This window comes from Pseudomonas schmalbachii (genome assembly GCF_017589465.1).
Taxonomy (GTDB): Bacteria; Pseudomonadota; Gammaproteobacteria; order Pseudomonadales; family Pseudomonadaceae; genus Pseudomonas; species Pseudomonas schmalbachii.
This window is the reverse complement of sequence record NZ_JAELYA010000006.1, coordinates 310,886-336,543: the sequence shown is the minus strand read 5'-3', so window position 1 is coordinate 336,543 and position 25,658 is coordinate 310,886. Positions and strand designations below refer to the sequence as shown.

The 25,658-nt window shown below is 66.2% G+C and carries 20 protein-coding genes; 19 read left to right on the top strand and 1 reads right to left on the bottom strand.

Annotated elements, in window-relative coordinates:
* Positions 1 to 58: 58 nt before the first annotated feature.
* The 18 genes from prmA (at position 59) to JFY56_RS16915 (ending at position 24,449) form a co-directional block, all read left to right on the top strand.
* Complete coding sequence (gene prmA, locus JFY56_RS17000) at positions 59 to 937, top strand: 50S ribosomal protein L11 methyltransferase (RefSeq protein ID WP_208315137.1); 879 nt, start codon at positions 59 to 61, stop codon at positions 935 to 937.
* Positions 938 to 1,007: 70 nt separating this feature from the next.
* Positions 1,008 to 2,417 carry a DUF3426 domain-containing protein gene (locus JFY56_RS16995; RefSeq protein ID WP_208315136.1) on the top strand — a complete coding sequence of 470 codons (1,410 nt, stop codon included), beginning with the start codon at positions 1,008 to 1,010 and terminating at the stop codon, positions 2,415 to 2,417.
* 215 nt (positions 2,418 to 2,632) lie between these two features.
* Positions 2,633 to 3,631, top strand: coding sequence for a tRNA dihydrouridine synthase DusB (gene dusB, locus JFY56_RS16990; protein ID WP_208315135.1), 999 nt, complete (start codon positions 2,633 to 2,635; stop codon positions 3,629 to 3,631).
* On the top strand, positions 3,628 to 3,948 hold the full coding sequence (gene fis / locus JFY56_RS16985) for a DNA-binding transcriptional regulator Fis (RefSeq protein ID WP_208315134.1): 321 nt from the start codon (positions 3,628 to 3,630) through the stop codon (positions 3,946 to 3,948). Before dusB ends, fis begins: the two co-directional genes overlap by 4 nt.
* Before the next feature lie 116 nt (positions 3,949 to 4,064).
* Positions 4,065 to 5,672, top strand: coding sequence for a bifunctional phosphoribosylaminoimidazolecarboxamide formyltransferase/IMP cyclohydrolase (gene purH / locus JFY56_RS16980; protein WP_208315133.1), 1,608 nt, complete (start codon positions 4,065 to 4,067; stop codon positions 5,670 to 5,672).
* Between the two features lie 219 nt (positions 5,673 to 5,891).
* Positions 5,892 to 7,181, top strand: coding sequence for a phosphoribosylamine--glycine ligase (purD, locus tag JFY56_RS16975; RefSeq protein WP_208315132.1), 1,290 nt, complete (start codon positions 5,892 to 5,894; stop codon positions 7,179 to 7,181).
* Positions 7,182 to 7,299: 118 nt separating this feature from the next.
* The gene (locus tag JFY56_RS16970) at positions 7,300 to 10,083 is read left to right on the top strand and encodes a hybrid sensor histidine kinase/response regulator (protein ID WP_208315131.1); all 2,784 of its coding nucleotides are present in this window, start codon (positions 7,300 to 7,302) and stop codon (positions 10,081 to 10,083) included.
* Positions 10,084 to 10,180: 97 nt separating this feature from the next.
* Positions 10,181 to 10,774, top strand: coding sequence for a MarC family protein (locus JFY56_RS16965; protein WP_208315130.1), 594 nt, complete (start codon positions 10,181 to 10,183; stop codon positions 10,772 to 10,774).
* Between the two features lie 327 nt (positions 10,775 to 11,101).
* The gene (atzF, locus tag JFY56_RS16960) at positions 11,102 to 12,895 is read left to right on the top strand and encodes an allophanate hydrolase (protein ID WP_208315129.1); all 1,794 of its coding nucleotides are present in this window, start codon (positions 11,102 to 11,104) and stop codon (positions 12,893 to 12,895) included.
* 158 nt (positions 12,896 to 13,053) lie between these two features.
* Positions 13,054 to 16,686, top strand: coding sequence for an urea carboxylase (gene uca, locus JFY56_RS16955; protein WP_208315128.1), 3,633 nt, complete (start codon positions 13,054 to 13,056; stop codon positions 16,684 to 16,686).
* Position 16,687: 1 nt separating this feature from the next.
* A complete protein-coding gene (locus tag JFY56_RS16950; RefSeq protein ID WP_208315127.1) occupies positions 16,688 to 17,410 on the top strand; it encodes a GntR family transcriptional regulator in 723 nt (240 codons plus the stop codon).
* Between the two features lie 66 nt (positions 17,411 to 17,476).
* Positions 17,477 to 18,742 (top strand): urea ABC transporter substrate-binding protein, encoded by a 1,266-nt coding sequence (urtA, locus tag JFY56_RS16945; RefSeq protein ID WP_208315126.1) that lies wholly within the window; start codon positions 17,477 to 17,479, stop codon positions 18,740 to 18,742.
* A gap of 170 nt (positions 18,743 to 18,912) precedes the next feature.
* Positions 18,913 to 20,487: an urea ABC transporter permease subunit UrtB gene (gene urtB, locus JFY56_RS16940; RefSeq protein WP_208315125.1), complete on the top strand. Its 1,575-nt coding sequence runs from the start codon at positions 18,913 to 18,915 to the stop codon at positions 20,485 to 20,487.
* On the top strand, positions 20,484 to 21,563 hold the full coding sequence (gene urtC, locus JFY56_RS16935; protein ID WP_208315124.1) for an urea ABC transporter permease subunit UrtC: 1,080 nt from the start codon (positions 20,484 to 20,486) through the stop codon (positions 21,561 to 21,563). The genes urtB and urtC overlap by 4 nt, the downstream gene beginning before the upstream one ends.
* Positions 21,560 to 22,405, top strand: coding sequence for an urea ABC transporter ATP-binding protein UrtD (urtD, locus tag JFY56_RS16930; protein ID WP_208315123.1), 846 nt, complete (start codon positions 21,560 to 21,562; stop codon positions 22,403 to 22,405). Before urtC ends, urtD begins: the two co-directional genes overlap by 4 nt.
* Positions 22,406 to 22,552: 147 nt before the next feature.
* A complete protein-coding gene (urtE, locus tag JFY56_RS16925) occupies positions 22,553 to 23,251 on the top strand; it encodes an urea ABC transporter ATP-binding subunit UrtE (RefSeq protein WP_208315122.1) in 699 nt (232 codons plus the stop codon).
* Positions 23,252 to 23,294: 43 nt separating this feature from the next.
* Complete coding sequence (locus JFY56_RS16920) at positions 23,295 to 23,807, top strand: GNAT family N-acetyltransferase (RefSeq protein WP_208315121.1); 513 nt, start codon at positions 23,295 to 23,297, stop codon at positions 23,805 to 23,807.
* A gap of 99 nt (positions 23,808 to 23,906) precedes the next feature.
* Entirely contained in the window at positions 23,907 to 24,449 is a 543-nt protein-coding gene (locus JFY56_RS16915; protein WP_208315120.1) for an REP-associated tyrosine transposase, read from the top strand.
* Positions 24,450 to 24,526: 77 nt separating this feature from the next.
* On the opposite strand, the gene JFY56_RS16910 is transcribed toward JFY56_RS16915, so the two are convergent.
* On the bottom strand, positions 24,527 to 24,793 hold the full coding sequence (locus JFY56_RS16910; RefSeq protein WP_208315119.1) for a DksA/TraR family C4-type zinc finger protein: 267 nt from the start codon (positions 24,791 to 24,793) through the stop codon (positions 24,527 to 24,529).
* 189 nt (positions 24,794 to 24,982) lie between these two features.
* On the opposite strand from JFY56_RS16910, the gene JFY56_RS16905 reads away from it, so the two are divergent.
* A complete protein-coding gene (locus JFY56_RS16905) occupies positions 24,983 to 25,654 on the top strand; it encodes a hypothetical protein (protein ID WP_208315118.1) in 672 nt (223 codons plus the stop codon).
* Positions 25,655 to 25,658 lie beyond the last annotated feature (4 nt).

The window sequence follows — 25,658 nt, the reverse complement described above, 5'->3', positions numbered from 1 at the left end:
AGGAGCGGCTTGTCCGCTCCTTCGCATTTTCTATCGCCTGATTTTCGGGAGTAATCGCATGCCCTGGGTACAAGTCCGACTCGCCATCACCCCCGAACAGGCGGAAAAGTACGAAGACGCCCTGCTGGAAGTCGGCGCCGTCTCGGTGACCTTCATGGACGCCGAGGACCAGCCGATCTTCGAGCCGGACCTCGGCACCACCCCGCTGTGGTCGCACACCCACCTGCTGGCGCTGTTCGAGGCGGATACCGACGAGGCCGCGCTGGTCTCCCATCTGCAACTGCTGACCGGCGGCGAGCTGCCGGAGCACCAGATCGAGCGCATCGAGGACCAGGACTGGGAGCGCAGCTGGATGGACAACTTCCAGCCGATGCGCTTCGGCCGCCGCCTGTGGATCGTGCCGAGCTGGCACGCCGCGCCGGAGCCGGAAGCGGTCAACCTGCTGCTCGATCCGGGCCTGGCCTTCGGCACTGGCACCCATCCGACCACCGCGCTGTGCCTGGAATGGCTGGACGGCCAGGAGCTGGCCGGCTGCAACGTGCTGGATTTCGGCTGCGGCTCCGGCATCCTCGCCATCGCCGCGCTGCTGCTCGGCGCCAGGCAGGCGGTCGGCACCGATATCGACCCGCAGGCGCTGGAAGCCTCGCGCGACAACGCCTCGCGCAATGGCATCGAGCCGGCGCGCTTCCCGGTCTACCTGCCGGAAGACCTGCCGCGCGAGCCGGCGGACGTGGTAGTGGCGAACATTCTGGCCGGTCCGCTGGTCTCATTGGCACCGCAACTGGCCGCGCTGGTGAAGCAGGGCGGCCGCCTGGCGTTGTCCGGCATCCTCGCCGAGCAGGCCGAGGAAGTGCGGGCCGCCTACGCCGACAGCTTCGAGCTCGATCCGACCGCCGAGAAGGACGGCTGGATTCGCATCAGTGGTCGCCGTCGCTGATTGTGGGCAAATTCCTTCCCGAGTTGCCCTTGGGTTAAACTAAGCGCCTGATTTTTCGTCGGAACGCCGCATGAGCGACAGCTTCATCACCCAGTGCCCGCATTGCAGCACCAGTTTCCGCGTCAGCCAGACGCAACTGGGGGCGGCCAATGGTGCTGTTCGCTGCGGCGCGTGCCTCAAGGTGTTCAACGCGCCGCAACATATGCTGGATGCGTCGGGCAACAAGAGCGAGCCTGCGCCTGCAGCGGAGCCGGCCGTCGCTGCCGAAGCGGTCGAGCCGCCGGCCGCGGCGCTGCCGACCGGGCCTTCCGGCAGCGCCGCCATGCTCGGCTCGCCACTCGCTCCCCATTCCGCGCGCCATGCCGTCGACACGCCGCAGTCCGCTCCGGCGACGGAGCAGCCCGCTGCGCCCGCGAAGAAGGGCGGCGACGAGACGCTGTGGATTCACGACGATCTCGATCTCGAAGGCCTGAACTTCGACGAGGAACTGGCCCGGCTCGACGAATTCGAGCTGTCCCAGGAGTTCCTCAGCATCGAAGGTGCGCCCAAGCCCGCCGATGCACTGCTCAAACAGGGCGACGACAAGCGCGCGCCGTACGATGAGCGCTGGGCCGAGGAGCTGCTGGAGGAAGAGCAGGATGCCCCGGACAGCTCGCGCCAGGAGCCGAGCCTCGGCAGCCTCGACAGCGTCGGGGAGGAAGCGGAGCCCGATGAATCCGAGCCCGAAGTCGAATCGAAGTCCTCGATAGTCGCCGATCCGGCCCATGAGCCGGAAGCCGCCGCCGTCGGTCCGGCGGAAGAGGATGAGGACGACCTGCCCCGCTTCAGTGCCCGCCGCGATGACGTGGACGAGCTGGACGAGCCGGCGGCGGAGGACGAGCCGGACGAGCATCCGGAGGTCCTGGTCGCCCCGCGGACGGGGCCCGCGCTGCGCGATGAGAGCCTGCGCGACCTGAGCGACGAGCCGCTGCATCTCGACTGGGAAAAGCCGAAGAAACACTGGGGCCGGCGCATCCTCGGACTGTTGCTGGTCCTCGTCGCCCTCGGCGGGCTGGCTTTCCAGTACATCGCCTATCACTTCGAGGAACTGGCCCGCCAGGACCAGTACCGCCCCTGGTTCGCCCAGGTCTGCCCGAGCCTCGGCTGCACCCTGCCGTCCAAGGTGGACGTCGAGCAGATCCGCAGCAGCAACCTGGTGGTGCGCAGTCATCCGGACTTCACCGGCGCGCTGATCGTCGATGCGATCATCTACAACCGTGCCAACTTCTCGCAGCCGTTCCCGCTGCTGGAACTGCGCTTCGCCGACCTCAACGGCCAGCTGCTCGCCAGTCGCCGCTTCAAGCCCAGCGAGTACCTCAGCGGGGAGTTGGCCGGGAAGGCCGAAATGCCGCCGCAGACGCCCATCCACATCTCCCTGGATATCCTCGATCCGGGTCCGAAAGCGGTGAACTACAGCCTCAGCTTCCATTCGCCGGAATAGGCCGCGCGGGTAGTCCAGACGGTGCCGATCCGCCACCTCCGCTCGTCTTTGCACGTCCGGCAATAAGGCGTCCGCTGTTCAGAATTTATCCAAAATCGCCTTTATCCGGTCACCGAGAGCAGGTATCATGCCCTCCCTTTTTTGCTGGCTCGGTGGCCGCGAGTCATAGGCTCCTGGCGCAGGATGCCGTGATTCCGCCCCATAACAGGGATGCCATGTCGGTGGTAAGCATCGGCTCTTACACATTGCCCAACAGACTGATCCTGGCGCCCATGGCGGGCGTGACCGATCGTCCCTTCCGGCAGCTCTGCCGCCGCCTCGGCGCCGGCATGGTGGTCTCGGAAATGGTCACCAGCGACGTGCGCTTGTGGAACAGCCGCAAGTCGCGGTTGCGCCTGGTGCACGACGGCGAGGATCAGCCACGTTCGGTGCAGATCGCCGGCGGCGACCCGCAGATGCTCGCGGAAGCCGCCCAGCGCAATGTGGAGCTGGGCGCGCAGATCATCGACATCAACATGGGCTGCCCGGCAAAGAAGGTGTGCAACAAGGCGGCGGGTTCCGCGTTGCTCAGGGATGAACGGCTGGTTGCCGACATCCTCGAAGCCGTGGTGGCCGCCGTGGACGTACCGGTGACCCTGAAGATCCGTACCGGCTGGGACCGGGACAACAGGAACGGGGTGACCGTGGCGCGTATTGCCGAACAGTCCGGCATCCAGGCGCTGGCCGTGCATGGCCGGACGCGCGCCGACCTGTACACCGGCAACGCCGAGTACGAAACCATCGCGGCGATCAAGCAGGCGGTTTCGATCCCGGTGTTCGCCAATGGCGATATCGATTCGCCGGAGAAGGCCAGGCACGTGCTCGAACAGACCGGGGCGGATGCCCTGCTGATCGGCCGGGCCGCTCAGGGCAGGCCGTGGATCTTCCGCGAGATCGAGCACTATCTGAACACCGGCAGGAAGTTGCCGGCACCTTCGCTGCATGAGGTGGAGAGCATCCTGCTCGAACACCTCGCCGCATTGCATGGGTTTTATGGGGAGGAACAAGGCGTGAGGATCGCCCGCAAACATACGGGCTGGTACCTGGCGACCTTGCCGGGCGCAGGGGAGTTTCGCGCCCAATTCAATCGTTTGCAGGACACGGATGCACAGTGCGCCAGCGTCAGGCAGTTCTTCGCCGAGCGCCACAACAATGGGAAAGGGGTGGCTGCATGACAACGATGACCGAGACTTTAGTGAGTGGAACTACACCCGTGAGCGACAACGCCAACCTGAAACAGCACCTGACCACGCCGACGCAGGAGGGCCAGACCCTTCGCGACAGCGTCGAGAAGGCACTGCACAACTATTTCGCCCATCTCGAAGGGCAGCCGGTCACGGACGTATACAACATGGTGCTCTGCGAAGTGGAGGCACCGCTGCTGGAAACCGTCATGAACTACGTGAAGGGTAACCAGACCAAGGCCTCGGAACTGCTGGGCCTGAACCGTGGAACACTGCGCAAGAAGCTCAAGCAGTACGACCTGCTCTAGGGAGCAGGAGCGGCAAGCTACAAGCTGGAAGCTGGAAGCTGCAAGCGGGATTCGTCCCTGCTTCCGGCTTCCAACTGCATTTTCGTCACCTTCCTTAGCCTACAGATGGTTTACAGATGACCGATCAAACCACCCGCCTTCCCGTTCGCCGCGCGCTGATCAGCGTTTCCGACAAGACCGGCGTCGTCGACTTCGCCCGTGAGCTGGCTGCCCTCGGCGTGGAAATCCTTTCCACCGGCGGCACCTACAAGCTGCTCAAGGACAACGGCATCGCCGCCGTGGAAGTGGCCGACTACACCGGCTTCCCGGAAATGATGGACGGCCGCGTGAAGACCCTGCACCCGAAAGTGCACGGCGGCATCCTCGGTCGTCGCGACATCGACGGCGCGGTGATGGAAGAGCACGGCATCAAGCCGATCGACCTGGTGGCGGTCAACCTGTACCCGTTCGAAGCGACTGTCGCCAAGGCCGACTGCGACCTGCCGACCGCCATCGAGAACATCGACATCGGCGGCCCGACCATGGTCCGTTCCGCAGCGAAGAACCACAAGGACGTCGCCATCGTGGTCAACGCCGGCGACTACGCCGGCGTCGTCGAGAGCCTGAAGGCCGGCGGCCTGACCTATGTCCAGCGCTTCGACCTGGCGCTGAAGGCGTTTGAGCACACCTCCGCCTACGACGGCATGATCGCCAACTACCTGGGCACCATCGACCAGTCCCGCGACACCCTGTCCACCGCCGACCGCGGTGCCTTCCCGCGCACCTTCAACAGCCAGTTCATCAAGGCGCAGGAAATGCGCTACGGCGAGAACCCGCACCAGAGCGCGGCGTTCTACGTCGAGGCAAAGAAGGGCGAGGCCAGCGTCTCCACCGCCGTGCAGCTGCAGGGCAAGGAGCTGTCGTTCAACAACGTGGCCGACACCGATGCCGCGCTGGAGTGCGTGAAGAGCTACGTCAAGCCGGCCTGCGTGATCGTCAAGCACGCCAACCCGTGCGGCGTCGCCGTGGTTCCGGAAAACGAAGGCGGCATCCGCAAGGCCTATGACCTGGCCTACGCCACCGACACCGAGTCGGCGTTCGGCGGCATCATCGCCTTCAACCGCGAGCTGGATGGCGAAACCGCCAAGGCCATCGTCGACCGCCAGTTCGTCGAAGTGATCATCGCCCCGAAAGTCTCCGCCGCCGCCCGCGAAGTGGTTGCCGCGAAGGCCAACGTGCGCCTGCTCGAATGCGGCGAATGGCCGGCCGAGCGTGCCGCTGGCTGGGACTTCAAGCGCGTCAACGGCGGTCTGCTGGTGCAGAGCCGCGACATCGGCATGATCACCGAGGCCGATCTGAAGATCGTTACCCAGCGCGCGCCGAGCGAGCAGGAAATTCACGACCTGATCTTCGCCTGGAAAGTGGCCAAGTTCGTCAAATCCAACGCCATCGTCTACGCGAAGAACCGTCAGACCGTCGGTGTCGGCGCCGGCCAGATGAGCCGCGTGAACTCCGCCCGCATCGCCGCCATCAAGGCCGAGCATGCCGGTCTGGAAGTGAAGGGTGCGGTGATGGCCTCTGACGCCTTCTTCCCGTTCCGCGACGGCATCGACAACGCGGCCAAGGCCGGCATCACCGCGGTGATCCAGCCGGGTGGCTCGATGCGTGACAACGAGGTGATCGCCGCTGCCGACGAAGCCGGCATTGCGATGGTTTTCACCGGCATGCGCCACTTCCGCCACTAAGGTGGTAAGGACGCACTGAAGCAGGCATCTGCTGCGTTGCCCGAACGTTCCCCAATGCTCATTGCCAGTAGGCAACTCCGCTTGGTGAACGCTCGGGCGCCTTGCATCTACCAGCTTCATCGCGCCCCTCGAGATTTGGTTGTAAAGAATTCGTAGGTTGGGTGGAGCGAAGCGATACCCAACGATCCGGCCGGGCCGGAACTGTTCAGGAGAGTTCCAATGAACGTACTCATCATCGGCAGCGGCGGTCGTGAACACGCCCTGGCCTGGAAAGTCGCCCAGGACCCGCGCGTCGAGAAGGTCTTCGTCGCCCCGGGCAATGCCGGCACCGCCACCGAAGCCAAGTGCGAGAACGTCGCCATCGACGTGCTGGCGCTGGAGCAACTGGCCGACTTCGCCGCGAAGAACGTGCAGCTGACCATCGTCGGCCCGGAAGCACCGCTGGTGAAGGGCGTGGTCGATCTGTTCCGCTCCCGTGGCCTGGACATCTTCGGCCCGACCGCCGGCGCCGCCCAGTTGGAAGGCTCCAAGGCGTTCACCAAGGACTTCCTGGCGCGCCACAAGATTCCCACCGCCGACTACCAGAACTTCACCGAGGTCGAGCCGGCGCTGGCCTACCTGCGTGAGAAGGGCGCTCCGATCGTGATCAAGGCCGACGGCCTGGCGGCGGGCAAGGGCGTGATCGTCGCCATGACCCTCGAAGAAGCCGAAGACGCCGTGCGCGACATGCTCGCCGGCAATGCCTTCGGCGAGGCCGGTTCGCGCGTGGTGATCGAGGAATTCCTCGACGGCGAGGAAGCCAGCTTCATCGTCATGGTCGATGGCGCCAACGTGCTGCCGATGGCCACCAGCCAGGACCACAAGCGCGTCGGCGACGCCGATACCGGCCCGAACACCGGCGGTATGGGCGCCTACTCGCCGGCCCCGGTGGTCACCGCGGACGTGCACAAGCGCGTGATGGACGAAGTGATCTACCCGACCGTGCGCGGCATGGCCGAGGAAGGCAACGTCTACACCGGCTTCCTGTACGCCGGCCTGATGATCGACAAGAGCGGCGCGCCGAAGGTCATCGAGTTCAACTGCCGCTTCGGCGATCCGGAAACCCAGCCGATCATGGTGCGTCTGGAAAGCTCCCTGGTCCTGCTGGTCGAGGCCGCGCTGGCCAAGGCGCTGGACAAGGTCGAGGCGACCTGGGACCCGCGTCCGACCGTGGGCGTGGTGCTGGCTGCCGGCGGCTACCCGGGCGACTACGCCAAGGGTGACGTGATCGAAGGCCTGGACGATGCCGCCGCGCTGGACGGCAAGGTGTTCCATGCCGGCACCGCGCTGAAGGACGGCAAGATCGTCACCAGCGGCGGCCGCGTGCTGTGCGCCACCGCCATCGGCAAGAGCGTGTCCGACGCCCAGCAGCAGGCCTACCGCCTGGCGGAAAAGATCCGCTGGAACGGCTGCTTCTACCGCAAGGACATCGGCTATCGCGCCATCGCCCGCGAGCGCGGCGAAGGCTGAGGGCAGGGCCGCCTTCCGGCGGCCCGCTTCCTCGTTACGGGCGCTGGCATGCCCGGATAACAACTAGATTCGGGCGCTTGACTATAATCCGCCCACTGCCTACCGAAGGGATTTCACCGTGCGCCGGCTCTGGATTGCCACAGGACTCCTCGTTTGCGTGTTGCTGTCTGTCCTGGTCGTCGATTCGACCGGCGCGGAAGGGCATGCATCCGGCTGGTCGCAACTGCACGACGGTGAAGCGCGCCTGCATCTGCAGGATGTCATCGCGCCACGCTTCCATCAGCAATTCAGCCCCATCTCCGACGTCGAGGACGTGCATGCCCCGGCCAATGCTGGCGCGATCTGGCTGCACTACCACCTGGAGCCGCAGGCTGCGCAGCAGCAACTGCGCGTGTTCGCGCCGAACCTGGACAGCCTCGAACTGTTCGTCCTGCAGGGCCAGGAACTGCTCGAACATCGGAGCGCCGGCAACCAGTCGTCCTACGTCCGCCCCTGGCTGAACAGCGACGTGCTCCTGCCGCTGCCTGTCAGCACAGTGCCACTCGACCTCTACCTGCGCCTGGAATCCAGTCATCCGCTGTATCCCTGCATCAACCTGGAAAGCAGCCTGCAGCCGGACTACCAACTGCGCACCCTGCTGTTCGGCGCGCTGCTCGGCGGCCTGGCCATGCTGCTGCTCTACAACCTCGTCCGCTTCGCCTACACCGGTCTGCGCAGCGGGCTCTGGCTGGCCGGCGTGCATGCCTTCCTGCTGCTGGCATGCCCCATGCTGTTCGGCCTCTTCAGCCCATTGTTCGGCGCGCACCAGGGCTGGCAACCGCTGGCCGCGCAACTGGCGCTGGCGCTGGCGATGTTCTGCGGCATCGGCTACACCGCCGCCTTCTTCCGTCATACCACCCCGGCCCTGCCACTGCGGCGCCTGCTGCTCGGCGGCGTGCTCGGCGCGATGGTCCTCGGCGTGCCGCTGTACTACTTCCTGGCGATGTCGATCGGCGCCCTGTTCTACGGGCTGATCGTGGTGGCGAGCCTGAGCATGCTGCTGGTCTCGGTCTACTACTGGGCGCATGGCTACCAGCCGGCGCGCCTGTTCGTGGTCGGCATGGCGATCTTCGTCTGCGCCTGGACCCTCAGCCTGCCGGCGCTGCTCGGCTACGTGCCGACCCGCAGCGAGTGGCTGATCAGCGGTCTGCTCGGCATCACCGCCGGCGTCGGTTTCCTGCTCAGCCAGGCGTCGGCCGAGCGCCACCGCAAGATGCAGAGCGACCAGTTCAACGCCAGCCGCCGGCGCGCGGCGAACGTGGCCGAGGTGCGGGCCAAGGCGGAATTCCTCGCCAAGATCAGCCACGAGATCCGCACGCCGATGAACGGCGTGCTGGGCATGACCGAACTGCTGCTCGACACCACCCTGTCCGCCAAGCAGCGCGACTACGTGCAGACCATCCACAGTTCCGGCAACGAACTGCTGGTGCTGATCAACGAGATCCTCGACATCTCCAGGCTGGAAACCGGCCAGATCGAACTCGACGAGGTGTCGTTCGACCTCGCCGCGCTGATCGACGACTGCCTGGCGATCTTCCGCGCCAAGGCCGAGCAGCAGAAGGTCGAGCTGATCAGCTTCACCCAGCCGCAGGTGCCGCGGGTGATCAGCGGCGACCCGACGCGCCTGCGCCAGGTGGTGCTGAGCCTGCTGGACAATGCCTTCCGCCAGACCGACGAGGGCGAGGTGCTGCTGGTGGTCGCCCTCGATGGCGCGGAAGGGCAGAAGCGCCTGCGCATCGCCGTGCAGGACAGCGGCCGACCGCTGGAGGACTACGAGCGCCAGGCGCTGCTCTCGGCCAAGCTGCAGAGCCGCGACTACCTGACGCCGGCTGGCGAGGAGGGGCAGATCGGCCTGGTCATCGCCCGCCGCCTGATCCAGCTGATGTCCGGCGAATTCGGCATCGAATGCGGCGAGCAGCAGGGCAGCACGCTCTGGATGAGCCTGCCGCTCGACCAGCAACTGCTCGAACAGCCGGCCGCCGACCTCGACAGCCCGCTGCAGGGCGCGCGCCTGCTGGTGGTCGACGACAACCAGACCTGCCGCAAGGTGGTCCTGCAGCAGTGCAGTGCCTGGGGCATGAGCGTCAGCGCGGTGTCGTCGGGCAAGGAGGCGCTGGCCCACCTGCGCACCAAGGCGCATCTGCGCGAGTATTTCGATGTGGTCCTGCTCGACCAGGACATGCCCGGCATGACCGGCATGCAACTGGCGACCAAGATCAAGGAAGACCCCAACCTCAATCACGACCTGCTGCTGATCATGCTCACCGGCATCAACAACGCGCCGAGCAAGGTCGTGGCGCGCAACGCCGGGATCAAGCGCATCCTCGCCAAGCCGGTGGCCGGCTATACGCTCAAGGCCACCCTCGCCGACGAACTCAACCGGCGCGGGCGCAGCAACGTCGGCGACGGCCAGCAGCCGGGCAGCGAGCCGCTGCCGGCGGAACTGCCCAACGACTTCCGCATCCTCGTCGCCGAGGACAACAGCATCTCCACCAAGGTCATTCGCGGCATGCTCGGCAAGCTCAACCTGCGGCCGGATACCGCCAGCAATGGCGAAGAAGCGCTGTCGGCGATGAAGAAGACCCAGTACGACCTGGTGCTGATGGATTGCGAGATGCCGGTGCTCGACGGCTTCTCCGCCACCGAGCGCCTGCGCGCCTGGGAGGCCAGCGAGCAGCGCCCGCGCACGCCGGTGGTGGCACTCACCGCGCACATCCTCAGCGAACACAAGGAGCGCGCGCGGCTGGTTGGCATGGACGGCCACATGGCCAAGCCGGTGGAACTGTCGCAGCTGCGCGAACTGGTCGCCTACTGGGTGCGCGAACGCGACCACCGCCAGCAACGGGACGCCCTGCCGTCGTAACGTACGTTCACACGGCCATGACCGCGTCACCAGGCGCCGCTATGCTCTCTGCCAGGGGCGCGCGGCGCCCGTAATTCCAGCCGGACGAGTCGTTTCCATGCACTTGATGCTCACCGTGTACCTGAAGATGCTGGTGCTCTACAGCCCGTTCTTCGTGCTTTCCTGCTTCATCAGCCTGAGCCGCGGCTTCGCCCCGCGCGACCGCAAGCGCATGGCCTGGCGCGTGGCGCTGGCGGCGCTGATCGCCAGCCTGCTGCTGTACCTGTTCGGCCGCTACATCTTCACCCTGTTCGGCATCACCGCCGACGCCTTCCGCATCGGCGCCGGCAGCGTGCTGTTCATCTCCGCGCTGGGCATGGCGCAGGGGCGTTCGGCGGTGCAGAGCGACAACGTGCAGCAGGACGTCACCATCGTCCCGCTGACCATCCCCATCACCGTCGGCCCCGGCACCATCGGTGCGCTGCTGGTGATGGGCGTCGGCCAGCCATGGGAGGACAAGCTGCTGTCGATGCTGGCGGTGGCGGCTGCGTGCGTCACCCTGGGCGTGACGCTCTATCTGTCGGACAGGATCGAGAGGTTCCTGGGCGAGGACGGTTTGCAGATCGTCAGCCGGCTGATGGGGCTGTTCGTCTGTGCGCTGGCGGCGCAGATCATCATGACCGGGGTGCGGGGGTATTTCGTCACGCCGTGAGCCAGGGCACGGTGTTTTGTTGAGGATGATCCGGCGCAGGGGCTCCCTCACCCCAGCCCTCTCCCAGAGGGAGAGGGGGCGCAATGGCATCGGGAGGTACGACATGCCACCTGGCAACTCCGGATAATCCCCTCTCCCTCCGGGAGAGGGTTAGGGTGAGGGGGTACGACAGCGCCCTATGCCCGTGCGCGCCGCCCTGTGGCGGTGCGCCAAAACCACTCGGAATACCTCTCAGAAACCTGCTTATTCCAGTGATAACAGGCAGTTAGCGAACCTGGCACCACCCTTGCTCTAACCCATCTTGGATACAAGACGGGATTTCAGAGCATGTCCAACGCCCCCTTCGCCTTTACCCTTTCCGACTGGCAGCAGGCCTACCGCGACCAGTTGCAGCCCGCCGAACTGCTGCACGCCCTCCGCGAACAGCTGAGCGAATCCGACAACGCCTGGATCAGCCTCGCCAGCGCCGCGCAGCTCGATACGCAGCTGGCCGAACTGCAGGCCCTGCTCGATGCCGCCGGCGGTCAGATCGACAAGCTGCCGCTATACGGCGTGCCCTTCGCCATCAAGGACAACATCGACGCCGCCGGCTGGGCCACCACCGCCGCCTGCCCGCAGTTCGCCTACCGGGCCGAAGCCGATGCGACCGTGGTCGCGCGCTTGCGTGCGGCCGGCGCCATCCTGATCGGCAAGACCAACCTCGACCAGTTCGCCACCGGGCTGGTCGGCACCCGTTCGCCCTACGGGGCGGTGAGCAATGCCTTCAAGCCGGAATACGTCAGCGGCGGTTCCAGCTCCGGTTCCGCCTCGGTGGTGGCGCGCGGGCTGGTGCCGTTCGCGCTGGGCACCGACACCGCCGGCTCCGGGCGGGTGCCGGCGGGCTTCAACAATATCGTCGGGCTCAAGCCGACCAAGGGCTGGCTGTCGAATACCGGGTTGGTGCCGGCCTGTCGTACGATCGACTGCATCTCGGTCTTCGCCCTGACCGTGGCCGATGCGGAAACCGTCGCCGGCATCGCCGGCGGCTACGATGCGGCCGATCCTTACGCAAGGCAGAACCCCAATAGCGCGCCGGTCGGCATGGGCGCCGCGCCGAAGCTGGCGATTCCTGACCAACTGGAATTCTTCGGCGATAGCCAAACCCAGGCAGTCTTCGAGCAGGCAATCGCCAAGCTGCGCGAGCTGGGCGCCGAGGTCACGCCCATCGACTTCTCGCCGTTCCGCGAACTGGCCGAACAGCTCTACCAGGGCTCCTGGGTCGCCGAGCGCACCGTGGCCACCGAGGGCATGCTGAACGCCAACCCCGAGGCCATCGACCCGGTGGTGCGCGCCATCGTCACCAAGGGCTTCGATTACAGCGCGACCGACGCCTACAAGGCCGAATACCTGCGCGCCGAGCTGGCGCGGAAGATCGACCGGAGCCTGGCCGGCTTCGACGCATTGGTGGTGCCGACGTCGCCGACCATCCGCACTATCGCCGAGATGGCCGAGGCGCCCGTGCTGTTCAACAGCCAGTTCGGCACCTACACCAACTTCACCAATCTCGCCGACCTCTCCGCGCTGGCCCTGCCGGCCGGATTCCGCGCCGATGGCCTGCCGGCCGGTATCACCCTGATAGCCCCGGCCTGGCATGACCGCGCACTGGCCGCGTTCGGCAAGCGCTGGCAGGTCGCGCTGGACCTGCCCATGGGCGCCACCGGCCGCGCCATCCCCGTGCAGGCGGCAGATGCGCAGCCGGCGGGCAGCGTGCGGGTCGCCGTGGTTGGCGCGCACCTCACCGGCATGCCGCTGAACTTCCAGCTCACCACTCGCGATGCGGTGTTCGTGGAGAAGACGCTCACCGCCTCGCAGTACCGCCTCTACGCTCTGGCCGGCACGGTGCCGCCGAAGCCGGGCCTGGCCAAGGCCGCGGACGGCAGCCAGATCATCGTCGAGCTGTGGGACATCCCGCTGGCGCGCTTCGGCGAGTTCGTCGCCGAGATCCCGCCGCCGCTGGGCATCGGCAACCTGCAGCTGGCCGACGGGCGCTGGGTGAAGGGCTTCATCTGCGAGCCGTACGCCCTGGAAGGCGCCCGCGACATCACCGCCTTCGGCGGCTGGCGCGCCTTTGTCACCTCGTAGGTTGGGCTGAGGTACGAAGCCCAACGGCATGGCTGCCGACGATTGCTGGGCTTCGCTGCGCTCAGCGCCAACCTACCTTTCCAACCTGCAGATGCGTAGCGCCGGTTTCCGTGGATGGCCCTTTCCATTCATCAACCGTACAAGCCGAGGGATCGACCATGTTCCACACCGTACTGATCGCCAACCGCGGGGAGATCGCCGTCCGCGCCATCCGCACCCTCAAGGCGCTGGGCGTGAAGAGCGTCGCCGTGTATTCCGACGCTGACCGCAACGCCGCCCACGTCGGCATGGCAGACATGGCCATCGCCCTCGGCGGCGACAAGGCATCCGACAGCTACCTGCGCATCGACAGGATTCTCGATGCGGCAAGGCAGAGCGGGGCGCAGGCGATCTATCCGGGCTACGGCTTCCTCTCGGAAAGCGCCGAGTTCGCCGATGCCTGCGAGGCCGCCGGCATCGCCTTCATCGGTCCGACCGCCGGGCAGATTCGCGAGTTCGGCCTCAAGCACCGCGCCCGCGAGCTGGCCGCCGTGGCCGGTGTGCCGATGGCGCCGGGCACCGGTCTGCTCGACAGCGTCGAACAGGCGCTGGAGGCCGCCGAACTCATCGGCTATCCGGTGATGCTGAAAAGCACCGCCGGCGGTGGAGGCATCGGCCTGACCCGTTGCGACGATGCCGAAGCCCTGCACGCCGCGTTCGACAGCGTGAAGCGCATGGGCGAGCAGTTCTTCCGCGATGCCGGGGTGTTCCTCGAATGCTTCGTCGATCAGGCGCGGCATGTCGAGGTGCAGATCTTCGGCGACGGCAAGGGCAGGGTGGTCGCCCTCGGCGAACGCGACTGCTCGCTGCAGCGGCGCAACCAGAAGGTGGTGGAGGAAACCCCGGCACCGAACCTGCCGCAGGCTACCCGCGAGAAGCTGCACGCGGCGGCGATCACCCTCGGCGAGTCGGTGAATTACCGCAGCGCCGGCACCGTCGAGTTCATCTACGACGGCGCCCGCGATGCCTTCTATTTCCTCGAAGTGAACACCCGCCTGCAGGTGGAGCACCCGGTCACCGAGATGGTCACCGGCCTCGACCTGATCGAATGCATGCTGCGCGTGGCCGCCGGCGACGCGCTGGACTGGCAGGCGCTGGCCCGCGCGCCGCAGGGCGCTTCCATCGAGGTGCGCATCTACGCCGAGGACCCGCTGAAGAACTTCCAGCCGAGCCCCGGCGTGCTCACCGAGGTGCACTTCCCGGAAGGCGTGCGGGTGGACGGCTGGGTCGCCAGTGGTACCGAGGTGTCGGCGCACTACGACCCGATGATCGCCAAGCTGATCGTCCACGGCGATGACCGCGCCGAGGCCCTGGCAAAGCTGCAGGCCGCCCTTGGTGAAACCCGCCTGCACGGCATCGCCAGCAACCTCGACTACCTGCGCCAGGTGATCGCCGACCCGCGCTTCGCCGTTGGCAGCGTGTGGACGCGCATGCTCGACGACTTCGCCTACCGCCCCAGCGTCATCGAAGTGCTGGAGCCCGGCACCTATTCCAGCGTGCAGGACTTCCCCGGTCGCCTCGGCTACTGGGACATCGGCGTGCCGCCCTCGGGCCCGATGGACGACTTCGCCTTCCGCCTGGCCAACCGCATCGTCGGCAACCATGCCAGCGCCGCCGGACTGGAATTCACCTTGCAGGGCCCGACCCTGCGCTTTCACTGCGATGCGCTGATCGCCCTGACCGGCGCCGACTGCCCGGCCGAGCTGGATGGCGAACCCGTCACCTATTGGCAGCCGATCAGCGTGAATGCAGGACAGGTGCTGCGCCTCGGCCGCGCGAAGAACGGCTGCCGCACCTACCTCGCGGTGCGCAACGGTCTCGACGTGCCGGTGTATCTCGGCAGCCGCTCGACCTTCGCCCTCGGCCAGTTCGGCGGCCATGCCGGCCGCACCCTGCGCCCGGCCGACATGCTGGCGATCTCCCAGCCGCAACTGGCCGCCTGCACCACGCCGGCGCCGGTGGCTCCGCCGCAGGCGATGGATGCCAGCCTGCTGCCGCACTATGGCAACACCTGGGATATCGGCGTGCTCTACGGCCCGCACGGTGCGCCGGACTTCTTCAGCGAGGAATCCATCGAGGAATTCTTCGCCGCCGAGTGGGAAGTCCACTACAACTCCAACCGCCTCGGCGTGCGCCTGTCCGGGCCGAAGCCGAAATGGACCCGCGCGGACGGTGGCGAGGCAGGACTGCACCCGTCCAACGTGCACGACTGCGAATACGCCATCGGCTCGATCAACTTCACCGGCGACTCCCCGGTGATCCTCACCAAGGACGGTCCGAGCCTGGGCGGTTTCGTTTGCCCGGTGACCATCGCCAAGGCCGAACTGTGGAAGGTCGGTCAGGTCAAGCCCGGCGACCGGCTGCGTTTCCACCCGATCAGCTTCAAGCAGGCGCAGAGCCTGGAGCAGGCGCAACTGGGCAGCATCGAGGCGCTGGCGGCGATCTCCGCCGTGACCCTGCCGGTTCCCAGCCTGCAACCGTCGAACACGGTTTCCGCCACCGTGCTGGCCGAGCTGCCGGCCGGGGACGGGCACCCGCGCGCCGTCTACCGCCAGGCTGGCGATGCCTACATCCTCCTCGAATACGGCGACAACCTGCTCGACCTCGCCCTGCGCCTGCGCGTGCATCTGCTGATGGAAGCGCTCAAGGCCGATCCGCTGCCGGGCCTGGAAGAACTGGCGCCGGGCGTGCGTTCGCTGCAGTTGCGCTACGACAGCCGCGTGCTGCACCAGCAGACTCTGCTCGACCATCTGCTGCGCCTGGAACGCGGCCTCGGCGACGTGGCCAATCTCAAGGTGCCGACGCGCATCGTCCACCTGCCGATGGCCTTCGAGGACAGCGCCACTTTGGGTGCGGTCACCCGCTACCGCGAGACGGTGCGCGCCGAGGCGCCGTGGCTGCCGAACAACGTCGACTTCCTGCAGCGCATCAACGGCCTGGATAGCCGCGAGCAGGTCAGCGAGATCATCTTCGACGCCAGCTACCTGATCCTCGGCCTCGGCGACGTCTACCTCGATGCGCCCTGCGCCGTGCCGCTGGACCCGCGCCACCGGCTGCTCAGCTCCAAGTACAACCCGGCGCGCACCTACACCGCCGAGGGCACCGTCGGCATCGGCGGCATGTACATGTGCATCTACGGCATGGATTCGCCCGGCGGCTACCAGCTGGTCGGCCGCACGCTGCCGATCTGGAACAAGTTCGTGAAGAATGCCCAGTTCCGGGATGGCCAGCCGTGGCTGCTGCACTTCTTCGACCAGGTGCGCTTCTACCCGGTCAGCGAGGCCGAGCTGGACGAATTCCGCGAAGCCTTCCGCGAGGGCAGGGCGCAAATCCGCATCGAGGAGACCGAGTTCGACTTCGCCGAATACCGCCGCTTCCTGGAAGGCAACAGCGACGACATCGCCGCCTTCCAGGCTCGGCAGAAAGCGGCCTTCGACGCCGAGGCGCAATTGTGGAAGGACGACGACCCGGCGAAAGCCGTGCCGCTGGCGATTGAAGCGGACGACGAGCAGGAGCTGGACGGCCACCATCTGGTCAGCGCCGACATGTGCGGCAGCGTGTGGAAGGTGCTGGTCGAACCCGGCCAACTGGTCGAGGCCGGCGCGCCGCTGCTGGTGGTGGAGGCGATGAAGATGGAGCTGGCGGTCATCGCGCCGGTCAGCGGCACGGTCAAGTCGGTGCGCTGCCAGCCGGGCAAGGCGGTCACGCCGGGCGACGCGCTGCTCCTGCTGAAACCGATCGAGGCCGCCTGAGATGCAGTTGGCCAGCCCGCAAAGGATCGTCCGCGAGCGCCCGGAGAATCTTGCCGAGCGCATCTACTCGCTGCTCAAGGACGACATCTTCGAGTTCCGCCTGCTGCCCGGCGACCGCTTCAGCGAAGGCGAGATCGCCGAGCGCATGGCGGTCAGCCGCACGCCGGTGCGCCAGGCGCTGTACCGGCTGGAGCGCGAGGGTTACCTGGAGGTGTATTTCCGCAGCGGCTGGCAGGTGCGTCCGTTCGACTTCCACCACTTCGAGGAGCTTTACGAAGTGCGTATCGTCCTCGAACTGGAAGCGGTTCGGCGCCTCTGCGAACGCCCGGCCGGGGAGCTGCCGGAGGCGCTGGAGCTGCTGCGCCGGACCTGGATGGTCGCGCCGAAAGAACGCCTGCAGGACGGTCGCGAAGTATCGCGGCTGGACGAGCGCTTCCACTGCCTGCTGGTGGAGGCTGCCGGCAATCGCGAGATGGCCCGTCTGCACGCCGAGGTCAGCGAGAAGATCCGCATCATCCGCCGCCTGGATTTCACCCAGGGGCCGCGCGTCGAGCTCACCTACGAGGAGCACGCGCGCATCCTCGGCGCGGTCCTGTCGCGCCGCTGCGAGGAAGCCCAGTTGTTGTTGAAGACCCACATAGAGGTCAGCAAGGCCGAAGTACGCAAGATCACCCTGCACATGCTGCACAGCGCCAGACAGCGTTCGCTGGCGACGCAAGGGTGACCGGGAAGACCTTTTGAACACTGCCCAAGACAGTCAATTCAAAACTTTGTGAATGGAGATCGCCCCATGCAACGTCGCAGCCTGATCAAGGCCTTCACCCTTTCCGCATCCATCGCCGCCATGGGCTTGTCCTGGACCATCCAGGCCGCCGAGACCATCAAGGTCGGCATCCTGCATTCGCTGTCCGGAACCATGGCCATCTCCGAGACCTCGCTGAAGGACATGGCGCTGATGACCATCGACGAGATCAACGCCAAGGGCGGGGTGAACGGCAAGAAGCTGGAGCCGGTGGTGGTCGACCCGGCGTCGAACTGGCCGCTGTTCGCCGAGAAGGCGCGCCAGCTGCTGACCCAGGACAAGGTCGCGGTGGTGTTCGGCTGCTGGACCAGCGTGTCGCGCAAATCCGTGCTGCCGGTGTTCGAGGAGCTGAACGGCCTGCTGTTCTACCCGGTGCAGTACGAGGGCGAGGAGATGTCGCCGAACGTCTTCTACACCGGCGCCGCGCCGAACCAGCAGGCCATCCCGGCGGTGGAATACCTGATGAGCGAGGACGGCGGCGCGGCCAAGCGCTTCTTCCTGCTCGGCACCGACTACGTCTACCCGCGCACCACCAACAAGATCCTGCGCGCCTTCCTGCACAGCAAGGGCGTGCAGGACAAGGACATCCAGGAGGTCTACACGCCGTTCGGCCATGCCGACTACCAGACCATCGTCGCCGACATCAAGAAGTTCTCCGCCGGCGGCAAGACCGCGGTGATCTCCACGGTCAACGGCGACTCCAACGTGCCGTTCTACAAGGAGCTGGGCAACCAGGGCCTGGAAGCCACCGAAGTGCCGGTGGTGGCCTTCTCCGTGGGTGAGGAAGAACTGCGCGGCATCGACACCAAGCCGCTGGTGGGCAACCTTGCCGCGTGGAACTACTTCGAGTCGGTGAAGAACCCGGAGAACAGCAAGTTCGTCGCCGACTGGAAGGCCTACGCCAAGGCGAAGAACCTGCCGAACTACAGCACCGCCGTGACCAACGATCCGATGGAGGCCACCTACGTCGGCATCCACATGTGGGCGCAGGCCGTCGAGAAGGCTGGCAGCACCGATGTGGACAAGGTGCGCGAGGCCATGGGCGGGCAGACCTTCAAGGCGCCGTCCGGCTTCACCCTGACCATGGACAAGACCAACCACCACCTGCACAAGCCGGTGATGATCGGCGAGATCCAGGACGACGGGCAGTTCAACGTGGTGTGGAAAACCGCCGAGCCGATCCGCGCGCAGCCGTGGAGTCCGTTCATTCCGGGGAATGACAAGAAGCCGGATTTTGCGGTGCGGAGTAACTGATCGATCGCGGAACGAAAGCGCCCTCACCCTAACCCTCTCCCGGAGGGAGAGGGGACTGTTCGGCGTGAGATGAACGCCATGGTTTCCGCCGGCACCCATCAACCCCCTCTCCCTCCGGGAGAGGGCAGGGGAGAGGGGAAACCCCGGGCACAGTTCCATCAGGACACCCTATGACCCGACTTATCCAAACCTGCGCCCTGCTACTGGTTGTCTTGCTTTCTATCCCAGCCCTGGCCACCCCCGCGCAGGACTTCACCTCTGCCGACAGCTCCAGCCAGGCCCGCCTGCTGGAAAGCTGGGCCGCCGCACCCGATGCCGCGCGCCTCGGCTTCCTCATCGCCCTGCAATCAGGCCGCGTAGCCATCGATGCACAAGGCCAGCCGTTTCTGCTCGGCGATGACGGCAGCTACCACGCCACCGAAGGCGACATCGCCCCGGATGGCGAGCCGCAGAAGCTGCGCCTGAACAACCGCCTGCGCGGCCTGCTCAACACCGCGCTGGCCAGCCACCGGCTGGTGGCCCACGACACAAGAGTCCGCCTCGACGCCGCGCGCCAGTTGCAGAAGAGCGCCAAGCCCGCGCAACGCACGCTGCTCGAACAGCGCATCGCCGTGGAAGTCGAGGCCGGCGTGAAGGACGCCCTGCAACTGGCCCTCGCCAACCTGCAACTGGCCGACGCCGATCCGCAGGTGCGCCTGTCCGCCGTGCGCCTGCTCGGCGAGTCCGGCGATCCGCTGGCGCGTACCCGGCTGGAAAACCTGCTCGACCCGGCCGTGGAACCGGACGACAGCGTGCGCACTGCCGCCGCCACCAGCCTCGGACAAGTGAAGCGTCGCCTGCTGGTCGGCGAACTGCTCGGGCAGGCGTTCAGCGGCCTGTCGCTGGGCTCGATCCTGCTGCTCGCCGCTCTTGGCCTCGCCATCACCTACGGCCTGCTCGGGGTGATCAACATGGCCCACGGCGAGATGCTGATGCTCGGCGCCTACACCACCTACGTGGTGCAGCTGATCTGCCAGCGATACGTGCCCGGTCTGCTGGAGCTGTATCCGCTGCTGGCGCTGCCGGTGGCCTTCTGCGTCACCGCCGCCATCGGCATGGCGCTGGAACGCACGGTGATCCGCCACCTCTACGGCCGCCCGCTGGAAACCCTGCTCGCCACCTGGGGCATCAGCCTGGTGCTGATCCAGCTGGTGCGCGTGCTGTTCGGCGCGCAGAACGTCGAGGTGGCCAACCCGGCGTGGCTGTCCGGCGGCATCCAGGTGCTGCCGAACCTCGTGCTGCCGTGGAACCGCATCGTCATCATCGGCTTCGCCCTGTGCGTGCTGGCGCTGACCTGGCTGCTGCTGAACCGCACGCGCCTCGGCCTGAACGTCCGCGCGGTGACGCAGAACCGCAACATGGCGGCCTGCTGCGGCGTGCCCACCGGGCGGGTGGACATGCTCGCATTCGGCCTCGGCTCGGGCATCGCCGGGCTTGGCGGGGTGGCGCTGTCGCAGGTCGGCAACGTCGGCCCGGACCTCGGCCAGAGCTACATCATCGACTCCTTCCTGGTGGTGGTGCTGGGCGGCGTCGGCCAGCTCGCCGGCAGCGTGTTCGCCGCGTTCGGCCTGGGCGTGGCGAACAAGATCCTCGAACCGCAGATCGGCGCGGTGCTGGGCAAGATCCTGATCCTCGCGCTGATCATCCTGTTCATCCAGAAACGTCCGCAGGGGCTCTTCGCTCTGAAGGGGAGGGTCATCGATTGAACCAGCCACTTACCGTTACCGCCGCGCAGAAGATCGGACCGAAAGCCACCCTTGGCGTGGCCGCCGTCGCCTTCGTCGCGCTGCTGGCGCTGCCGCTGCTGCACCTGCTTCCGGAGAACAACGCGCTGCATCTGTCCGCCTACGGCCTGACGCTGACCGGCAAGATTCTCTGCTACGCCATCGTCGCCCTGGCCCTCGACCTGGTCTGGGGTTATGCAGGGCTGCTGTCCCTCGGCCACGGGCTGTTCTTCGCCCTCGGTGGCTACGCCATGGGCATGTACCTGATGCGAGAGGCCGCTGGCGACGGGCTGCCGGCGTTCATGACCTTCCTCTCGTGGAGCGAGCTGCCGTGGTACTGGGCCGGCACCCAGCACTTCCTCTGGGCGCTGTGCCTGGTTGTGCTGGCGCCGGGGCTGCTGGCGCTGGTGTTCGGCTTCTTCGCCTTCCGCTCGCGGATCAAGGGCGTGTACTTCTCGATCATGACCCAGGCGCTGACCTTCGCCGGCATGCTGCTGTTCTTCCGCAACGAGACCGGCTTCGGCGGCAACAACGGCTTCACCAACTTCCGCAGCATCCTCGGCTTCCCGATCACCGCGCCGGAAACCCGCGCCGCGCTGTTCGTCGCCATCGTCCTGCTGCTCGCCGGCAGCCTGCTGTTCGGCTGGCGACTGGCGCGCAGCAAGTTCGGCCGGGTGCTCACCGCCCTGCGCGACGCGGAGAACCGCCTGATGTTCTGCGGCTACGATCCGCGCGGCTACAAGCTGTTCGTCTGGACCCTGAGCGCGGTGATCTGCGGGCTCGCCGGCGCGCTGTTCGTGCCATTGGTAGGAATCATCAACCCCAGCGAGATGTCGCCCACCAACTCCATCGAGGCCGCCGTGTGGGTCGCCCTCGGCGGACGCGGCACGCTGATCGGCCCGCTGCTTGGCGCCGGCGTGGTGAACGGGGCGAAGAGCTGGTTCACCGTGGCCTTCCCGGAATACTGGCTGTTCTTCCTCGGCGCGCTGTTCATCGTCGTCACGCTGTATCTGCCGAAAGGAATCATCGGCCTGCTGCGCAAGGAGAAGGAGCAATGAGAGCCGTTCCCCACCTGATGTTCGATCCGATGGTCGACCCCAGCGGCAGCGCCCGCGATGCCCTCGGCGTCGGCCAGAGCGCCGCGCCGGGACTGGACGTGCGCCACGGTACCATCCTCACCCTGGAAGACATCAACGTCAGCTTCGATGGCTTCAGGGCGCTGCGCGATCTGACGCTGTACATCGGCGTCGGCGAGCTGCGCTGCATCATCGGCCCCAACGGCGCGGGCAAGACCACGCTGATGGACGTGATCACCGGCAAGACCCGCCCGGACAGCGGCAAGGCCTGGTTCGGCGAAACCCTCGACCTGACCCGCATGAGCGAGGTCGAGATCGCAGAGGCCGGCATCGGCCGCAAGTTCCAGAAGCCCACGGTGTTCGAGGCGCTTTCGGTATTCGAGAACCTCGAACTCGCGCAGAAGACCGACAAGTCGGTGTGGGCCAGTTTGCGCGCTCGTCTAAGCGGCGAGCAGAAGGACCGCATCGAGGACGTGCTGACCACCATCCGCCTGCGCGAATCGCGCAATCGCCCGGCCGGGCTGCTCTCCCACGGGCAGAAGCAGTTCCTCGAAATCGGCATGCTGCTGGTGCAGGAGCCACAACTGCTGCTGCTCGACGAACCGGTGGCGGGCATGACCGACGCCGAGACCGAGTTCACCGCCGAACTGTTCAAGTCCCTCGCCGGCACGCATTCGCTGATGGTGGTGGAGCACGACATGAGCTTCGTCGGCAGCATCGCCGACCGCGTCAGCGTGCTGCACCAGGGGCACGTGCTGGCGGAGGGTTCGCTGGAAGAGGTGCAGGCGAACGATGAGGTGATCGAGGTCTACCTGGGACGCTGAGCGTCGCCGGCTGCATGATCGAAGGGCGGCACTTTCGTAGGTTGGTGTTGAGCGAAGCGATACCCAACATGGCGTGGCCGCATGGGTATCGCTGCGCTCAACCCATCCTACGGGCGGGCGCCGTGTGGGAACGATAAGGAAGAGAACATGCTGCAAGTCGAACAACTCCACCAATACTACGGCGGCAGCCACATCCTCCGGGGCCTGTCGTTCGAGGCGACGGTCGGCGAGGTCACCTGTCTGCTCGGGCGCAACGGCGTGGGCAAGACCACGCTGCTGAAATGCCTGATGGGCCTGGTGCCGGCGAAGGAAGGCAAGGTCAGCTGGGAAGGTAAGGCGATCACCGCCAGCAGGCCGCATCAGCGCGTGCAGGCCGGTATCGCCTATGTGCCGCAGGGGCGGGAGATATTTCCGCGCCTGACCGTGGAAGAGAATCTGCTGATGGGCTTGTCCCGCTTCAGCGCGAAGGAGGCGAAGGAAGTCCCCGGCTTCATCTACGAACTGTTCCCGGTGCTGCTGGAAATGAAGCACCGCCGTGGCGGCGATCTCTCCGGCGGCCAGCAGCAACAACTCGCCATCGGCCGCGCGCTGGCGAGCCGGCCGCGCCTGTTGATCCTCGACGAGCCCACCGAAGGCATCCAGCCCTCGGTGATCAAGGAGATCGGCGCGGTTATCCGGAAGCTCGCGGCGCGTGGCGACATGTCGATCCTGCTGGTCGAGCAGTTCTACGACTTCGCCGCCGAGCTGGCCGACCAGTACCTGGTGATGGCCCGTGGCGAGATCGTCCAGCAGGGCAGGGGCGCCGACATGGAAGCCGAGGGCGTGCGCGGACTGGTGGCGATCTGAGGCTTTGGTTATCGTCCGCCCATCCACTGTTCGAGAGCCCGCCATGTCCCTCGTCATCCGCGACGCCAGCGAAGCCGACCTGCCCGGCATCCGCGACATCTACAACGACGCCGTGCTCAACACCACGGCAATCTGGAACGAAATCGAGGTCGACCTCGCCAACCGCCGCGACTGGTTCGCCGCCCGCCTGCAACAGGGCTTCCCGGTGCTGGTGGCGGAGGAGGGCGGCGAGGTGGTCGGCTACGCGAGCTACGGCCCGTGGCGCAATTTCGATGGCTTCCGCGAAACGGTGGAGCACTCGGTCTACGTGCGCAACGACCAGCGCGGCAAGGGCATCGGCCCGCTGCTGATGGAAGCCCTGATCGTCCGCGCCCGCGTCCAGGGCCTGCACGTGATGGTCGCCGCCATCGAAAGCGGCAACACCGCCTCGATCCGCCTGCACGAACGCCTCGGCTTCGCCACCATCGGACAGATGCCGCAGGTGGGACAGAAGTTCGGCCGCTGGCTGGACCTGACCTTCATGCAACTGCAGCTGGATTACAGAACCACCCCGTAGGGCGGGTGCAACCCGCCAGTTTCGTGCACTCCTTGGCGGGTTTCACCCGCCCTACCTTGCTAGCATCCGGCGTCTCGATTGGCCGACAAGGAAGTTGTCATGCCGGAGTACCGTCGCGCTGCCGTGTCTGGCGGCACCTATTTCTTCACCGTGGTAACCGAACGTCGTCAGAGCATCCTGACCAATCCCGATATTCGCCTGGCCTTGCGGCATGGGATTCAGGAAGTCAGGAAAACCCGTCCCTTCCGAATCGACGCCTGGGTGATATTGCCCGATCACCTACATGCCATCTGGACATTACCCGATGGCGATGCGGACTTCTCTAACCGCTGGCGACTGATCAAACGGCATGTTTCCCATGCCTGTGGCGAACAATACTTTCGTCCTGACCTGTTGACGCTCCGGCGTTCCGCGAAGCGCCAGAGCACGCTATGGCAACAACGCTTCTGGGAGCACCGGATACGTAACGAGCAGGACTTCCAGCAACACTTCGATTATCTCCATGGCAATCCGCTGAAACACGGTCTCGTCTGCCGCGTGCAGGATTGGCCATGGTCATCCTTTCACCGATGGGTAAGGCAAGGTATTTACCCGCTCGATTGGGGCGGTGGAGAAATGGAGAGCCAAACGGTCGGGGAGTAATCGTAGGGCGGGTGAAGCCCGCCAAGGCACGGGCGGAAGTGGCGGGTTTCACCCGCCCTACAGATGCAGCGGCGGTGCTAGCGCAACTGACTATCCTTGCTCCCCCGCCGGTTGTATCCGGCGAAGGCCGCTTCTTCCTTGTCGTGCTCGGTCTGGCAGGCGACGCACAGGTGCACGCCGGGCACGGCCTTGCGCCGGGCCTCGGGGATGGGGGCGTCGCATTCCTCGCAGTGGGTCAGGCTTTCGCCGCGCGGCAGGTTGCTGCGCGCACGGGCGACCGCGTCCTCGATCGTGCTGTCGATCTGTTCCTGCACTGCACCGTCGTTTGCCCAGCCGCTGGCCATGGCGACCTCCTTCAGCGTTGCGTCTTCCTGGCAGGATATTGGTGATCCGGCCCCGCTTTGCAAGTCGCACGAGTAACTGGGCGACGAAATATCGGAACGAATAAGCCTATCTATCGGATTCGTCCTACTTAAAAGTTCCTTGCCGCCCCAAACAATGGCGCCATTTTCCATAGTTGGCGGTTACCGACGATGCGCCGCATCCTCTTCTCCCTCTGTTCCCTCCTGGCTTTCACCCTGCTGGGCTATCCAGTCGCCTCGACGGCCGAGCCTCTGCCACCCAACGCCGTGATGGTGGACATTCAGCGCTATCTGCTGCTGTACAGCGCAACCGGCGACGAGCGTTTCCTCGCGCGGCTGGACGCGCTGGGCCCGATATTCGAGGAGGGGATATCCGGCCAGAGGAACGCCGCCAGCCTGCGGGACATGTGGGGCCTCTATCGCGGCACGGTGGAGAAGGTCCGGGATGCCTACACGAGCAGGGATGTCGAGCTGAAGAGCGCAGTGTCCCAGGCGCGGGAAGTTTCCGCGCTGTTCGACGCGTTCATCCTCGTGGACGCCGGGCGGAAGCGGCCACCGTCATTGACCGGCAATCTGCGCCGCCTGGCTCTGCTCAAGGCGCTTCAGGCGAACCGCGAGCTGCTCGGCGAAACGCAGGACCAGGCCGAGCTGGATAGCCTCGTCGGCGCGATCGGCAAGCAGTTCGACGACTTGCCGAACGGCGACAGGGACGCGTCGCGGCAGCACGGAATGCTGCAGAAACGCTGGCAGTACCTGCTGCTGACCAGCAACGCCGGGCATACCCTGCTTTATCCGTTCAACGCCCAGATCGAGTATCTGCTGGCCCATCTGCCGGCCGACTGACTGC

Excerpts from the sequence above, each read along its gene's own strand:
- JFY56_RS16950 (WP_208315127.1), top strand. The coding sequence starts at position 16,688 with ATGCAGTTGGCCAGCCCGCAAAGGATCGTCCGCGAGCGCCCGGAGAAT.
- JFY56_RS16910 (WP_208315119.1), bottom strand. The coding sequence starts at position 24,793 with ATGGCCAGCGGCTGGGCAAACGACGGTGCAGTGCAGGAACAGATCGAC.
- atzF (WP_208315129.1), top strand. The coding sequence starts at position 11,102 with ATGTCCAACGCCCCCTTCGCCTTTACCCTTTCCGACTGGCAGCAGGCC.
- JFY56_RS16915 (WP_208315120.1), top strand. The coding sequence starts at position 23,907 with ATGCCGGAGTACCGTCGCGCTGCCGTGTCTGGCGGCACCTATTTCTTC.
- urtD (WP_208315123.1), top strand. The coding sequence starts at position 21,560 with ATGAGAGCCGTTCCCCACCTGATGTTCGATCCGATGGTCGACCCCAGC.
- fis (WP_208315134.1), top strand. The coding sequence starts at position 3,628 with ATGACAACGATGACCGAGACTTTAGTGAGTGGAACTACACCCGTGAGC.
- urtE (WP_208315122.1), top strand. The coding sequence starts at position 22,553 with ATGCTGCAAGTCGAACAACTCCACCAATACTACGGCGGCAGCCACATC.
- JFY56_RS16965 (WP_208315130.1), top strand. The coding sequence starts at position 10,181 with ATGCACTTGATGCTCACCGTGTACCTGAAGATGCTGGTGCTCTACAGC.
- purD (WP_208315132.1), top strand. The coding sequence starts at position 5,892 with ATGAACGTACTCATCATCGGCAGCGGCGGTCGTGAACACGCCCTGGCC.
- purH (WP_208315133.1), top strand. The coding sequence starts at position 4,065 with ATGACCGATCAAACCACCCGCCTTCCCGTTCGCCGCGCGCTGATCAGC.
- uca (WP_208315128.1), top strand. The coding sequence starts at position 13,054 with ATGTTCCACACCGTACTGATCGCCAACCGCGGGGAGATCGCCGTCCGC.
- prmA (WP_208315137.1), top strand. The coding sequence starts at position 59 with ATGCCCTGGGTACAAGTCCGACTCGCCATCACCCCCGAACAGGCGGAA.
- JFY56_RS16995 (WP_208315136.1), top strand. The coding sequence starts at position 1,008 with ATGAGCGACAGCTTCATCACCCAGTGCCCGCATTGCAGCACCAGTTTC.
- dusB (WP_208315135.1), top strand. The coding sequence starts at position 2,633 with ATGTCGGTGGTAAGCATCGGCTCTTACACATTGCCCAACAGACTGATC.
- urtA (WP_208315126.1), top strand. The coding sequence starts at position 17,477 with ATGCAACGTCGCAGCCTGATCAAGGCCTTCACCCTTTCCGCATCCATC.
- JFY56_RS16905 (WP_208315118.1), top strand. The coding sequence starts at position 24,983 with ATGCGCCGCATCCTCTTCTCCCTCTGTTCCCTCCTGGCTTTCACCCTG.
- urtB (WP_208315125.1), top strand. The coding sequence starts at position 18,913 with ATGACCCGACTTATCCAAACCTGCGCCCTGCTACTGGTTGTCTTGCTT.
- JFY56_RS16920 (WP_208315121.1), top strand. The coding sequence starts at position 23,295 with ATGTCCCTCGTCATCCGCGACGCCAGCGAAGCCGACCTGCCCGGCATC.